The organism is Rhodococcus sp. P4_B6 (genome assembly GCF_056402215.1).
Window position 1 is genome coordinate 45,453 of sequence record NZ_JBFUHV010000009.1, and the last position, 14,377, is coordinate 59,829.

General features: G+C 64.9%; 12 protein-coding genes. 9 read left to right on the top strand and 3 right to left on the bottom strand.

All coding sequences use genetic code 11. The features are described from left to right. Positions 1-92: 92 nt before the first annotated feature. Positions 93-3,524: a serine/threonine-protein kinase gene (locus tag AC1DWT_RS06300; RefSeq protein ID WP_095863297.1), complete on the top strand. Its 3,432-nt coding sequence runs from the start codon at positions 93-95 to the stop codon at positions 3,522-3,524. Between the two features lie 16 nt (positions 3,525-3,540). Here the strand turns inward: AC1DWT_RS06300 and AC1DWT_RS06305 are convergent, their stop codons facing one another. The 3 genes from AC1DWT_RS06305 to AC1DWT_RS06315 all read right to left on the bottom strand — a co-directional run bounded on the left by AC1DWT_RS06305 (position 3,541) and on the right by AC1DWT_RS06315 (position 7,040). Then, complete coding sequence (locus tag AC1DWT_RS06305) at positions 3,541-4,473, bottom strand: VOC family protein (protein WP_072942982.1); 933 nt, start codon at positions 4,471-4,473, stop codon at positions 3,541-3,543. 39 nt (positions 4,474-4,512) lie between these two features. Then, positions 4,513-5,958, bottom strand: a complete 1,446-nt coding sequence (locus AC1DWT_RS06310; protein ID WP_095863298.1) for an NAD-dependent succinate-semialdehyde dehydrogenase — start codon at positions 5,956-5,958, stop codon at positions 4,513-4,515. 65 nt (positions 5,959-6,023) lie between these two features. Beyond that, on the bottom strand, positions 6,024-7,040 hold the full coding sequence (locus tag AC1DWT_RS06315; protein WP_072943161.1) for a dihydrodipicolinate synthase family protein: 1,017 nt from the start codon (positions 7,038-7,040) through the stop codon (positions 6,024-6,026). Between the two features lie 455 nt (positions 7,041-7,495). Between AC1DWT_RS06315 and AC1DWT_RS06320 the strand changes: the two genes are divergently transcribed. From AC1DWT_RS06320 to AC1DWT_RS06355, 8 genes are all read left to right on the top strand, one after another. Continuing rightward, the gene (locus tag AC1DWT_RS06320; RefSeq protein WP_072942984.1) at positions 7,496-8,764 is read left to right on the top strand and encodes an aromatic ring-hydroxylating oxygenase subunit alpha; all 1,269 of its coding nucleotides are present in this window, start codon (positions 7,496-7,498) and stop codon (positions 8,762-8,764) included. After that, the gene (locus tag AC1DWT_RS06325; protein WP_072942985.1) at positions 8,758-9,297 is read left to right on the top strand and encodes an aromatic-ring-hydroxylating dioxygenase subunit beta; all 540 of its coding nucleotides are present in this window, start codon (positions 8,758-8,760) and stop codon (positions 9,295-9,297) included. Before AC1DWT_RS06320 ends, AC1DWT_RS06325 begins: the two co-directional genes overlap by 7 nt. Further along, the gene (locus AC1DWT_RS06330) at positions 9,297-9,593 is read left to right on the top strand and encodes a dihydrodiol dehydrogenase (protein WP_241031472.1); all 297 of its coding nucleotides are present in this window, start codon (positions 9,297-9,299) and stop codon (positions 9,591-9,593) included. Before AC1DWT_RS06325 ends, AC1DWT_RS06330 begins: the two co-directional genes overlap by 1 nt. A 6-nt stretch (positions 9,594-9,599) precedes the next feature. Beyond that, the gene (locus AC1DWT_RS06335) at positions 9,600-10,583 is read left to right on the top strand and encodes an ornithine cyclodeaminase family protein (protein WP_072942986.1); all 984 of its coding nucleotides are present in this window, start codon (positions 9,600-9,602) and stop codon (positions 10,581-10,583) included. After that, complete coding sequence (locus tag AC1DWT_RS06340; RefSeq protein WP_095863299.1) at positions 10,580-11,368, top strand: SDR family NAD(P)-dependent oxidoreductase; 789 nt, start codon at positions 10,580-10,582, stop codon at positions 11,366-11,368. Before AC1DWT_RS06335 ends, AC1DWT_RS06340 begins: the two co-directional genes overlap by 4 nt. Positions 11,369-11,480: 112 nt before the next feature. Next, positions 11,481-11,678, top strand: coding sequence for a ferredoxin (locus tag AC1DWT_RS06345; RefSeq protein ID WP_072942987.1), 198 nt, complete (start codon positions 11,481-11,483; stop codon positions 11,676-11,678). Further along, positions 11,671-12,879 carry an NAD(P)/FAD-dependent oxidoreductase gene (locus AC1DWT_RS06350; protein WP_072942989.1) on the top strand — a complete coding sequence of 403 codons (1,209 nt, stop codon included), beginning with the start codon at positions 11,671-11,673 and terminating at the stop codon, positions 12,877-12,879. The genes AC1DWT_RS06345 and AC1DWT_RS06350 overlap by 8 nt, the downstream gene beginning before the upstream one ends. A gap of 236 nt (positions 12,880-13,115) precedes the next feature. Further along, positions 13,116-14,357 (top strand): MFS transporter, encoded by a 1,242-nt coding sequence (locus AC1DWT_RS06355; RefSeq protein WP_167372174.1) that lies wholly within the window; start codon positions 13,116-13,118, stop codon positions 14,355-14,357. Positions 14,358-14,377: the final 20 nt, after the last annotated feature.

Here is a 14,377-nt window from a genome sequence, read left to right on the forward strand (position 1 = left end):
CCGAGTCGAGACTGTGCGAGTAGTTTCGCCGCTCACCAGGCACTATGCTGACGCTACGGTGTGATCAGCCGATCCGGAAGTCGAGGCCGGCGATGGTCGAGTTCGATCCGCTAGCGACTCAGCGGGATGCTGCCGTGGATATCGCGGCCGAACTGGAGGCCGAGGGGTTCGACAATGCCCGGGTAGTGGGGCGAGGCGGGTTCGGCACGGTGTACCGGCTCGACCAGCGCAACCTGAACCGCGTCGTCGCGATCAAGGTCCTGCAGTCGGACGTCGATCGCGACAACCGCGAGCGCTTCCTTCGCGAGCAGCAGGCCATGGGGGCGTTGTCCGGGCATCCGAACATCGTCGCCATCCTCCACAGCGGGGTCACAAAATCCGGGCATCCCTACCTCGTGATGCCGTACCACGCGAGAGGTTCGCTCGATGCGCGGATTCGAGGTGAGGGGCCCCTCGACTGGCGAGCAGCGGTCAGCATCGCAGTCAGACTGGCGGGTGCTCTCGAAGTTGCCCACCGGTTCGGCATTCTCCACCGTGACATCAAACCGTCCAACATCCTGCTCACCGATTACGACGAGCCGGCGCTGACCGATTTCGGGATCGCGCGGATCGAGGGTGGGTTCGAGACGTCCGAAAGCATCATCACCGCCTCACCTGCGTTCACTGCTCCCGAGTTGCTCCAGGGGCAGGCGCCCACCGCTGCATCGGACGTCTACTCGCTCGGAGCGACACTGTTCTGCCTCCTCACCGGCCACGCCGCATTCGAACGCCGATCCGGCGAAAGTGTGGTTGCCCAATTCCTTCGCATTGTGCGCCAACCGGTCCCGGACCTGCGATACGACGACATTCCGGATGATCTCTGCGCTGCGATCGAGCACGCGATGGAGCAGGATCCGGCCGACCGCCCCGGAACCGCTGTCGAATTCGGCAACGAGCTCCGCCTCGTCCAGAGCAGGCACTCGCTCACCATCGACGACATGGCTCTGCCGGGTGAGCAGGGGAGCAGAGCAGAGCGCCCGCCACGGTCGACTCCGCCCACGCCGCGTACCAAGTACCGGCCGCCGACCGCCGTCCACCCGTTGGTCGACCGCAGCCGGTTGGTCGGGATTCTTCGCGCGGGCCAGGGGCGACGACTGACGGTGATCCACGGTCCCGCAGGATTCGGCAAGACCACGTTGGCCGCCCAATGGCGAAACCAGTTGATTGCGGAAGGAATCGCGGTCGCGTGGCTCGCGATCGACCACGACGACAACAACGTGGACTGGTTCCTCGCCCACCTGATCGAGGCGATCAGGCAGGTCCGGTCGAACGTCGCCGAAGAGTTGGTGCGAGTGCTGGAAGAACACGGTGACGATGTCGAACGGTTCGTCCTCGCGTCGTTGATCGACGAGATACACGAGGGGGGCGAGCGTCTGGCAATCGTGATCGATGACTGGCATCGAGTGACGGACACCGCCTCCGTTGCCGCAGTGGAATACCTGATCGACAACGGCTGCCACCATCTGCAGCTCATCGTGACGAGCAGGAACAAGTCCGGGCTCCCGATGAGTCGGGCCCGAGTTCGCGACGAGTTGGTCGAAATCGACTTCCATGACTTGAGATTCGATATCAGGGAGTCGACCGAGTTTCTCGTGGAGTCGAGAGGGCTGGCGCTCGGGAACGCACAGGTCGCCTCGATTGTGGGATCGACCGATGGATGGGTGGCCGCGCTTCAACTGGTGTCGCTCTCGTTACGCGGCCGTGGCGACCCAGCGACATTCATCGAGAAGCTGTCGGGGCGGCACCGCGCGCTCGGGGAATATCTCGTGGCGAATGTCCTGGATTCGCTCGAGCCGAAGACCGTGAACTTCCTACTGTCGATCTGTCTGCCCGAACGAATGTGCGGGGATCTCGCGTCGTCGCTCGTCCACAGCGACGATGGTCGCGCGATGTTGGAGGAGGTCGAGAGCAGGGACCTGTTCCTGTACCGGGTCGACGACGAGGGGGACTGGTACCGATTCAGTAGTGTCTTCGCGGAGTTTCTCCGTGCCCGGCTCGAACGGGACCGACCCGATCGGGTGAAAGGTCTTCACACGATCGCCTTCCGCTGGTTCGCCGGCCACGAATTGCTCAGCGAGGCGGTCGATCACGCCCTTGCCGCCGCCCAGGTCGACGAAGCGGTCGAACTCGTGGAGACCCATGGAATGTCCCTGGTCTCGCACGGACAGCTGGCCACGCTCCTCGGCCTGGTCGCGAAGCTTCCGCCGACCGCGGTCCTGGAACGCCCGCGATTGCAGATTGCCCTCGCTTGGGCCAACGTTTCCCTGCACCACTCCGAGGATGCGGAGTCGGCGTTGAATCGTGCCGAGTACTTACGCGCACAGAAATCGATTCCCATGCCTGACGACGACCCGGAGCTGGAATCCGATCTCGTCCGTGCGCTCCTCGACGTCACCGCCGATCGCGTCGACAGGGTGGACGAACTCGTGGCGGGTTGTCTGGCCGAGCCGGACACAATGAGTCCGTGGTGCGTATCGGTGGCGGCGAATCTGGCCTCTTTCGCGGGGATGTGCCGGTTCGAATTCGATGCGGCTCGAAATATCCAGGATTGGGCCGCCAGGTATCACGAACAATCCAGCGGCCCGTTCAGTGCGGTGTACGGATACTGCTACGCGGGCTTGGCCGCCAATGAGCAGTTGGATGTCGTGGCTGCCGAGGAAACCTATCGAAAGGCTGTGCAGGTTGCGCGTGAATCGATGGGGATCCACTCCCACGCTGCACGCATGGCCAGTGCCCTCCTCGGCGACATGATGTACGAGCAGAACAACCTCGACGAAGCCGAACGGCTTCTCGACGAGAGCCGGGCGCTCGGTTCGGAGATCGGTTTGGTCGACTTCATGATCGCGATCTATGCGACCGGGGCGCGCGTCAAAGTCCTGGCGGGTGACAGGGAATCTGCGACAACACTGTTGAACGAGGGCGACAGGATTGCGCAGGTAATGGCACTGCCGCGATTGGCGGCGCGGATCGACGACGAGAGGATCCGGTTCGGGCTCGTCGTGCCATCCGGCGTACGACAACCACGACGAGGCCTGGAGACGGGCGCGCCACCCTCGCCGGGGGCGATGGATCAGGCGCCTGCCAACGGTATCGAAACAATCACGGTGCAGCTGAGGGAGTCCGGCGCCATCCGGCGACTACTCGCCGAACGGTCGCCGGGTCAGGCCGGCTCTGCGTGCACCAGGGCTCACGACCTGGTGCACGCAGTTGCGGCTCAGAATCGACCGCGGGCGTTGTTGCACGCGAGACTTCTGCTGACCGCCTGCCTGTCTGCATCGGGCAGAAAGGCCGAAGCCATGGAAGAGCTCGTCCCCCTTGCTGCGACATGCGCCGAGTTGAATCTCATTCGACTCGTGTGTGATGCCGGACCGTCGGTTGTCGCGGTTGCCTCCGGACTTCGGGAGGAGCAACTAGCCGGCCGATGGCGGGCGGAATGGCCGGCTGTTCCGCGCGGGTTCCTGAACGCTGTCGTCACCGCCACGTGATGCGGGCCGGGGCGAACTACAGTTGCGGCGGCGTCCACAGCACGGGATCGTCCGATGGCGCCATCTTTGCGAGGATCACCTCGTCGAAGACGTTGGCAGTACCCCACTGATCCTGCTCCTCGAGGCTGGTGCCCCACACCTTCGGAGTCCAGCCGTGCTCTTCGTCGATGACTTGAAGGGCAGTCGTGTACTCCATGACGAAGCCACTCGACGGCTCCTGGAAATACGAGTACGTGTTGTCACCGGCGCCGTGGCGGCCGGGGCCCCACAGGGGCTGGTGTCCGGCCCGCATCATGCGGCCGGTGCCGCGCATGAACTCGTCGATTCCGTACAGTTCGAACGAGACGTGGTTCAGGCTGGTGTTCTTCGACTGGGCGAAGGCGATGATGTGGTGCCAGCGCCCGGTGCGCATGAAGCAGAAGAAGTCCTGGAGCCAGTCCGAGATCTTGAAGCCGAGGACCTCGCCGTACCATCTGATCGTCTTCTGCAGGTTGGCGGTGTTGAATACGACGTGGCTGATGAACTTCGGACGGGACTCTCCGGCTTCGACTTCGCGGAAGATTCGCTGGTCGATCTCGGCGGCGAGTTCGATGGCGCGCCCGTCGCAGTCGAAGAAGATGCATGAGTAGCCGCCGCCGAAGTCGCTGCGATCACCGGGTTCGCGGATGATCCGGGCTCCGCTGTCGGCGACCCGCTTGGCGAGGAAGTCGACGCCGGCGCGGTCGGTCACATCGAACGTGGTCAGTTCGATTCCGGCGACATCGTTTTCGCGGAGCTTGATGGCGTAGTTGTCGGCGCATCCGGTTCCGAAGTAGGCCTTGCCGTCATCTTTCGTGACGAGGTCGAGTTGCCACAGGTCGCGGTAGAAGTTGGTTGCGGTGGCGAGTTCTTCGACGGCGATGGTGACCGAGCGGACGTGGGTGATGGGATGGACTGAGGGAAAGGACATGTCTTCTCCTGGAGCTGAACTGGGAAATGAGCGGCGTCGTCACCAGTTGGTGGCGATGTACTTCGCTTCCATGAACTCGAGCAGACCCTCATGCGCGCCCTCGCGGCCGAGTCCGCTCTGCTTGACGCCGCCGAACGGTGCTGCGGGGTCGGACACCAAACCCCGATTGACGGCGACCATGCCGGCCTCCAACCGGCTCGCCACGGACAGAGCGCGCTGCAGATTGCCGCTGTAGACATAGGCCGCGAGCCCGAGGTCGGTGCTGTTGGCCGCGGCGACAGCCTCGTCGTCGGTGTCGAACGCGATCAACGATGCGACCGGTCCGAAGATCTCCTCGCGCACGATCGCAGATTGCGGGTCGACACCCACCAGGACGGTGGGAGAGTAGAAGGAGCCCCTCGAGATCGGCCGCTGGCCGCCGGTCAGCACCGACGCACCGTCGGCGACGGCGGCGTCGACGAGCTGCTCCACCTTGTCGACTGCCTTGTCGTTGATCAGTGGTCCGCACTCCGAACGCTCATTGGTGCCGGCGCCGACGCGCAGTGTGCCCATCCGTTGTCCGAGGAGCCCGGCCACGTCGTTGATGATCGACCTGTGAACGTAGATGCGGTTGGCCGCGGTGCACGCCTGGCCGCCGTTCCGCATTTTGGCGATCATGAGGCCGGTGACGGCCTCGTCGATGTCGGCATCCTCGAGAATGAGGAACGGCGCGTTGCCCCCGAGTTCCATGGCCGTCTTGAGAATCGAATCCGACGATTCGCGCAGCAGCGTGCGCCCGACTTCGGTGGAGCCGGTGAACGACAACGCCCGTACGCGTGAGTCGTGGAGCATGGCGGAGACGACCTGACCCGCGCGTGAGGTGGTCACCACATTGATCACGCCGTCCGGAACGCCTGCCTCACGGCAGATCTGGGCGATGAGCAGGCTGGTGAGAGGAGTCTCGGTCGCGGGTTTGAGTACTACGGTGCAACCGGCAGCGAGGGCGGGCGCGATCTTGCGTGTCGCCATCGCGGCCGGAAAGTTCCATGGGGTGACGAGCACGGCGACGCCGATCGGCTCGTACTCGACCAATATGCGGTTGGCACCGTTCGGAGAGGTGCTGAGTTGTCCCACCGCGCGGACCGCTTCCTCCGAGTACCACCGGAAGAATTCGGCCGCGTATGCGGTTTCGGCCCGCGAATCGGCGAGCGTCTTCCCGTTTTCGGTGGAGATCAGTTCGGCGATGCGCTCGGCGCGGTCGGTCATCAGTTCCCAGCACCGGCGGAGTATTTCCGCGCGTTCGCGCGGACTGGTGGCGCGCCAGGCGGGCAGCGCAGCCGCTGCGGCGCCGACCGCGTCCAGTCCGTCCTCGACGGTGCCGTCGGGAACCGTGGCGATCAGCGCACCGGTGGACGGATTCAGGACGTCGATCGACTCCCGGGTGCGTTCGATCGGGTGTGCGCCGATGACCAACTCCCGGGGCAGGGTGGCGGAGTTGAGCGACATGAAATTTCCTTCTTTTCTGGGTCCGGCCAGAGTCCGGTGGCTGTCGTGGGATGGATCGACGAGAATCAGGCCGGGTTGCGGCCCACCAGGAATTCCTCGTCGAGCGAGGTGGTGACGTCGAGGCCGGCCGCGACCGCCCCGGCCCGCAACTGCTTCATCTGCCCGTCGTTGATGCGCGCCTGAGGGGCTCGCAGCGGACCACCGTTGAATCCGTTGAGCCACCCCTGGTACTTCCACAGGTACCGCGGCACCATCGCGGTCCCTGCGAGTGCCTGCCCGACCACCACCGCGTCGGATTCCCGGATCGGGTGGAGTTTCCAGTAGATCTCCATGGCGTCCTCGAACTTGCCGTCGCGCATCAGGTCGAAGTAGCGGGCGACCCACGGGCCGTAGGCCTCGTAGTTCGACGTGCCCATCCACTGCATGCCGTACGCGGCGTGCCAGGCGGGCGAGTTCGACTCGATCGGGTCCATGACGATCACGTCATTTCGGTAGCGCTCGAAGATCTGCGCGATGCCGCCGACGCCGGGACCGCCGACCTCCGTCTTGACGGCCACGACGTTCGGAATCTCGTTGATCATCCGGCCGATGAGGTCCGGCGAGAAGTGGCTCGGGTGGAATCGGCGGAAGTTCCACAGGTGCATCGCGAACACGATGATGCCCAGATTGGTGCTCTCGGCGATCGCGCGGGTGTACTCGAAGACTTCCTCTTCGGACTTCGGGTAGTAGGTGAGCGGGTAGGAGACCAGGACGACGTCCGCGCCCAGACGCTCGGACTCGCGCACGAGTGCGATGTTGTCTTCGAGTGTCGGCAGGACAGCGTGCACCACGGTCTGGAGCCCGCCGGCGGCTTCGTCGACAGCGATTTCGGTGACCTGAAGTAGCTCGTCGAAAGTGGTTCCACATTCGGCGACGAGTAGTGCACCCGAGATCCCCAGCTCCTTCTCTCGGGCGATGTCGTGCCGGATTGCGCGCTCGTTGATTCCCTTCAGATCGCTGGTGAAGGTGGGCAGGAGGCATCCGCAGATGCCCTTCATGTTCGCCTGGGCCCAGGAGCGGGCGTCGGACCGGGAATAGCTCATGAATGGAACTCCGTTCGTCGGATTCTTGCGGTGCGCAGGCAGGGGCGGTTTCGGCCGGCCCGTACCCGGCCGGACTGTGATGTCGGCGCGCAGGTAGGTGATCAACCCTCTTACCGATATCCAAATAATGGATATGCAGACCGGTATGTGGATGTGTGGACGCTAACACCGGCTGTCGTCCGCCGTCAACGATTTCTCCGGTCGACGTTCTCGACTGGCCGCGAGTGAGGTGGATGGGGTGAGGCCGCGCAGCTCGGTCGACCCTTTGACATCTGCGGCAAAACGTTGTTACCGTCATCACATCCACCAGACGGACCCTGTATCCATTATTTGGACATACGGCCTGGTGTATCAATCCACTCCTGATAGGGGTCATCCAGATGACACGTGTTACCGCGGACGTCACTCGCGTGAGCCGCCGTTCCTACTGGGGCCGAGACGAATTCGATTCCGAGATGGAACGAGTCTTCGGCCGGTGCTGGCTGTTCGCCGCCCACGAGAGCGAAATTCCGTCGCCGGGCGATTACGTCACCAGGAAGCTGGGAGGCGAGGACGTCATCGTCGTCCGGGACGAGACCGGCGACGTCCGCATCCTCCTGAATTCGTGCACGCATCGAGGCAATCAATTGTGTCGTGCCGACATGGGCAACTCATCGCACTTTCGGTGCAGCTACCACGGCTGGACCTTCTCCAACAAGGGCACGTTGCGGGGAGTGCCCGAGCGCAAGCAGGTCTTCGACGCGGACTTCGACAAGAGCAAGTACAACCTCGTCGGGCCGCCGAACGTCGACGTCTTCCACGGGCTGATCTTTGCGAGCTGGGACCCCGAGGCTCCTTCGCTGCTCGACGAACTCGGCGACATGGCCTGGTATCTCGAAGCCGTGCTCGACAAGGCCGGTGACCTGCAGGTCGTCGGTCCGCCGGCGCGCGCCCTGGTGCGAACCAACTGGAAGCTGGGCGCGGAGAACTTCGCCGGCGACGGTTATCACCTGGGAACGACGCACAAGAGTCCGATAGACCTGGGCACGTATCTGAACACCGAGGCCTTTCCGCAGCTGGACGACGTCTCGATGGATGCGATGCGTGGGCGATGCATCGTCGCCGGCAACGGGCATACCCTCCGGGTCCAGCACTACGGCCTGGAAACCGATGAACCGGTGTTTCTCGGATACCCGGAGGAGCGTTGGGCCGACATCGCGAGTGGTCTCGACCCGAGACAGGCGGACCTGATGTCGAGAATCTCTGTCCTACACGGAAATGTCTTTCCCAACTTGTCCTTCATCGATGCCGCGGCCCTCTATTCCGGGGACGACACCCCGGCCGTGTCGTACGTCCAACTCCGGCAGTGGCAACCGGTCGACGAGATGCACTGCGAACTGATCATGTTCGCGTTGGTGCCGCGGTGGTACGACGAGGAGCAACGCGCGCACTCGCAGCGCGCGAACCTCCGCATGGTCGGTCTCGCCGGGATCTTCGACACCGACGACTTCCAGAACTGGACGAGCGTCGCCGACATGAGCCGCGGTCGGGTGTCGCAGTCCACCGATTTCGTCTACGCCGGCGGTGTCGGTATCAAACCGGCCGACGATGTCGGCTGGCCCGGCGCCGTCTACGACGTCGATCACTCGGAGGTCAACCAGCGGGAGATGTTCCGCAGGTGGTCCGAACTGCTCGACGACGACAGCATCTGCACACGCACGACCGGGACGGCCGACCAATGCTGAGCGCGGAACGGATCGATGTCGCCGCGGACGATGCGACGTTCGCCAATGTGAGCAGGTTCTACGGCCGTGAGACGGCGTTGCTCGACGCGCACGACTACGCGCGGTGGATTCCGCTGCTCGAACCCGAGTTCGTCTACCGGATCCCCGTCACCGTGACACGCGACGACCCGTCGCAGTCACCCTTCGTGGCGGGTGCGTACCTGCTCGACGAATCCCGCGACTCCCTGGCCAATCTCTGGGCGAGGCGCCTCGAACCCGACCACATCGACTTCTCCTGGGGGGAGGTCCCACTCCAGCGGGTGCGGCGATTCGTCTCGGTCCTGTCCGTCGCCGACACCGGGCGCGCCGACGAGGTGTCCGTCACGTCGAACGTGCTGGTGGCCGTTGTCCACCAATCGGATCCGGTGGTGATGACCGCGGCCGGACGGCATGACATCCTGCGTCGTCGCGGCGACGGCTGGGGTCTCGTGGAACGGACGGTCCATCTCGACGAGAGCGTCGTCAGACTGCCGCACCTGCGAATGGTGATCTGATGTCAACTCCCCGGACACGCCCGACGGACGACTCGCTCGCCCCGCACGGTGGCGACGGAACCGTCGATGCCGAGTTCACCGTCGTCAACGAGTTCACCGCCGTACGGGTGCGGAAGATCCTGACCCGCAACGGGCAACGGCTCGAGATCACCTCGCTCCGACTCGACCACCACATCCGCCTCGATGCCCTCGCGCTCGAAGGGCTGAGCTGGCAGAACGAAGAAACGATCTCCGCCTACCTCGACCAGCCGTTCGGCCCCGAGGATCCCCCGACCACCGAAATCGGAAGAGAGTAACGACCAATGCTGCTACTGACCGACGAGCATGTGCGAAGCCTCACGCAGATGTCCGACCTCGTCAGCGCCATCCGCGAGGGCTACCGCACGCAGGCCCGCGGCGGTGCGCAACTGCCGGATCGCATCAACCTGGAGTCGACGCCCGGATTCTTCCGGCTGATGCCGGGCGTATCGGCCGGCACCGGCTTGATGGGATTCAAGGTTTTCAACCAGGTCTCCGAAGGTGGGGTCCAGTACCTGATCGGCCTGTTCGACGAGCTGACCGGTGAGTTGCTCGCTCAACTGGACGGGGCATACCTCACCGCTGCCCGGACCGGCGCGACCACGGGCGTGGCCGCCGGTCTTCTCGCGCCGCGGACCGCCGTCGAGATCGGGGTCATCGGATCCGGGTTGGAGGCCGAGACGAACCTCGAGGGCGTGTTCGCCGCCCTCGAGGTGAAACGGGTACGGGTCTTCAGCCCGAACCCGCAGCGGCGGAATGCATTCGTCGAGCGGATGGCCGCACGCCTCGACGTGGAGGTCGTCCCGGTATCCGATCCGGCCGAGGCCGCCGCCGCACCGGTCGTCGTGGTCGCCACCAACACCGGTGCCGGAACAGGACGTATCGCCCTCGAGGGCAAGTGGCTCGCGCCCGGGACCACGGTGCTGTCGATCGGTTCCACCATGCCCTCGTTGCGGGAGATCGACACCGACGTCGTCGACCGGGCCGCACTCGTGGTCAGCGACGCTCCCGAACAGGCCCGTATGGAGTCCGGGGATCTGCTCGCGGCCGACGAGAAGGGGCTCCTCGACGGCAAGATCGTGACACTCGCGGACCTCGCCATCGGCAGAGTGCCCGCCCACGACGCAGACGCGATCACCGTGTTCAAGTCGGTCGGCACCGCCTTGCAGGACCTGGTCGCGGCCAAGGTGATCTACGACAGGGCCGTGCAGAACGGAATCGGGACGACGGTGGACCTGCTGCGCACCAAGAAGCCCGCGGGGGCGTGAGCACCGTGGCGAATTGGGCCGAGCGAGTGGCGGTCGTGACCGGTGGCGGCAGCGGAATCGGACGCGCTGTCGCCACCCGTCTGGCTGACGACGGATACGCGGTCGCGGTGATCGACGCCAACGACGTGGGCGCCAAGCGTACGGCCGAGATCGTCTCCGGGACGGGCGGGCGCAGCACCGCCTACGCGGCGGATATCACCGACGAGGAGCGTGTCCGCACGGTGGTCGGCGAGATCACGTCCGACCTGGGAGAGATCGACGTCCTGGTCAATGCCGCCGGCATCTTCGACCAGAACCTGGATTTCGACGAGCTCACCTCCGCCACCTGGGAACGGGTCCTGCGCGTCAACGTCCTGGGTACCGCGAATGTGATGCGGGAGGTCGGAACGCTCATGGTCGAACGCGGCCGCGGCGCGATCGTCAACATCGCCTCGTCGGCCGGGCTCGTGCCCCGCGGCGGCGGGTCCGCCTACATCGCCTCGAAATACGCGGTCGTCGGTCTGACCCTGAAAATCGCTGCGGAGTACGCCGGTCGCGGGGTGCGTGTCAATGCCGTCGCCCCCGGGTGGATTCCCACCGACCTGTTCACCACCAGCGCGGCAGCACTGCGGCGAGCCGGGGGATCCGTCCCCGACGACCCCTCACCCGTCGGGGGGAACATCCCGATGAACCGACCCGGAGATGCACAGGAGGTAGCGGCCGGAGTGTCGTTCCTCGCCTCCGCCGCAGCCGGCTACATCACCGGTGTCGTCCTGCCGATCGACGGCGGATACCTCGTCGGCTGACCGGCCGCTGTGCCGTGCCGGGCGCACCACTCGAGAAAGAACGAACAATGTTGTCACCAAACAATTTTCAACCGCGAGCAGTCGCGGACGACACCAACAGTGAGGTGTAGTCATGCATGTCACCGCAGATGCCGGCAGGTGCCGTGGTTACGGTAGCTGCATGCTCGAAGCCCCCGAGGTCTTCGATCTGGACGAAGACGAGAACAAGGTGATCCTGCTGCAGGAAAGCCCGCCCGAGTCCTTGCATACGAAGACCGACAGGGCGATTCGATCCTGCCCCGCCAAGGCGTTGGGAACCCGTGATGAGTAGGTTCGAGCGGATCGTCGTGGTCGGCGGTTCCCTCGCCGGCATGAACGTGATCCAGGAATTGCGGCGCCTGGGAAACTCCGGCGGCATCACCCTCATCGGCGAAGAGAAGGTGCGATCACCCTACGACCGCACCGAACTCTCGAAGAAGTTGCTCACCGGCTCGAGTGATCCGGACGATCTCTACTTGCTGACCGAGGAGGAGATCGACGAACTCGACCTCGATCTTCGCCTGGGCCGCCGGGCGACGTCGCTGTCGCTCGACCCGTCGCGGCACACTGTCACGCTCGACGACGGCACGGTTCTCGAATTCGACGCGCTGGTCGTGGCCACCGGCTCGCGGGCTCGGCGCCCCGCCTTCATGGGGCACCTCGCGGGTGTCCACGTTCTCCGGACGCTGCCGGACGCCCTCGCACTCAGAACCGAGTTGAACAGTGCCCGAGACGTTGTCGTCGTCGGTGCCGGGTTCATCGGTGCCGAGGTGGCGGCGAGCGTGCGCACCCGCGGACAGTCGGTGACCCTGGTCGATCCGCAACCGACCCCCTTGGGAACCGTCCTCGGGGCAATCGTCGGCTCTCACTTCGCGGATCTGCACACGAGTCACGGCACCGACCTCGAACTCGGGGTGGGCGTCCAGGAACTCATGGGAGACGGGCGGGTCAACGGGGTCAGGCTCACCGACGGACGAATTCTCCCCGCCGATCTGGTCGTGGTCGGGGTCGGCGGTGCTCCGGTGACCGAATGGCTCGACGGTTCAGGCGTGGAGGTCGACAACGGGGTTCTCTGCGACGACGGCGGGCACACCAACGTGCCCGGCATCTACGCTGTCGGTGACGCCGCCCGTTGGTACTCGGACTACTTCGGTGCGCAGGTGCGCAGCGAGCACTGGAACAACGCCACGCTGCAGGCGACGGTCGTCGCGGAGAATCTCATCGCCGGAACGAAACGGTCGACGCTGTCTGCTGTCCCCAGTTTCTGGTCCGACCAGTTTCGCAAGCGCACTCAGATGGTGGGCTGCCCTCTCCCCACGGATCAGGTGCGCTTCATGAGCGGTGCGCCGGGGGAGGAGAGGTTTGTCGCACTGTACGGCCGCGACGACCGGGTGACGGGTGTCGTGTCGTTCAACTCGCCTCGAGGCCTGAGCAAGTACCAGCACCTCGTCACCGCCCGAGCGTCGTGGTCCGAGGCAATCGGCTCGGCCTAGACCATCACTGAAAATGATAGTGGCCATCGGGACGCGTTGAACCCATCCATCTCCCCAATTGTCGTGGAGGCGGATAGATTCGGGATGCCGGCAGAGACCTGGGTCACAGGATCTGACTCTCGGGTCGCCGTAATTGCCGAACTATCACCAAGCGAGAGCTTCGTATCGTATTGCGCTCTCTCCCAATCTCACCCGCGGTTGCCTCGAAGGCAATGTGCCCGATGGAAGGAACCCCATTGTCGACTATTGACGGTAGAGACGGCGACGTCTACCAGGCCAGATGGCGAATGCTCGCTCTGCTCGTCCTCGGCTACGTCAGCCTGACGTTGAACTGGTTCAACATCGCGTCGGCCTTCACCCCCATCAGCGAGGACCTCGGCGTGAGCTTCGAGCAGCTCGCCATGCTGATCGCGCTGTTCGTGCTCGGCTACGGGGTCGCCCACGTCCCGGGCGGCATCATCGCGGCCCGACTCGGGATGAAGCGCACTCTCGTCCTCGGGATGGTGCTCCAAGGGGCCGGTGCGGCGCTGTCCGGCGTCGCGGTCGGCTTCCTCGACCTCGCCCTGTACCGAGTGATCGCCGGTGTCGGCGCGTCCATCTTCATCGCCGTCGCCGTCGCCGCGGTCAGTGTGTGGTTTCGTGATCACGAGATCAACCTCGCGCTGGGCATCGCGTGCGGTGCCGCATTCAGTACCGGTGTCGCGCTGGGTCTGTATGCGTGCATCTACGTGACCGACCTCGCGGGATGGCGTGGCATGCTCGCGATCTGCGGCATCGTCAATATCGTCTTGGCGGCGGCGGTGGCCGTGTGGTTCCACACCCCGCGCGGCGTCAGCGGACTCCACGGCGGCCGGATCAGCCGCGCCGGCCTGATCCGGGCTCTGGTCGACAAGCAGCTGTGGATCTACGGCATCGCCATGCTCGGTGTGTACGGCGCCTACTTCACCGCATCGCAGCTGTTCAGCGAGTACGCGGTCGCGCAACGCGGCTTCACACCCGGCCAGGGCGGTATGCTCGGCGCGATCCTGGCCCTCGCGGGAATCCCCGGCAGCCTGGTCGGTGGCAAGGTCGCGGACCTGGTCCGCAACTACCGATCCGTCATCGTCGTTCCCCTCCTGCTGATGGGGGCACTGATCGCCGCGATCCCCGTCGCCCCCGATGCCCTGCTGTGGTTCATCTCCTTCGCGATCGGATTCCTTTTCGTCTTCAGCTACCCGGCCTGGCTGGGTGTGCCCGCGGACCTGTCGAAGATCGATCCCGAACAGGTCGGCACCGCGGTCGGCGTGATGCTCACCCTCGCGGCGGTCGGCGGATTCATCGTCCCCGTGGTCTTCGGGCACATCGTCCCCGATCACGGTTTCGCGGCCGGTTGGATTGCTGTCGCGGCGATCTCGGTGCTCACCGCCCTCGTGGGTCTGCTGGGCAGGAAGCGAGCCGCCGAGCCGGTCGACGAAGACCGCAAACTCACAGTCGGCTGACTGTGCACCTACCACATCCC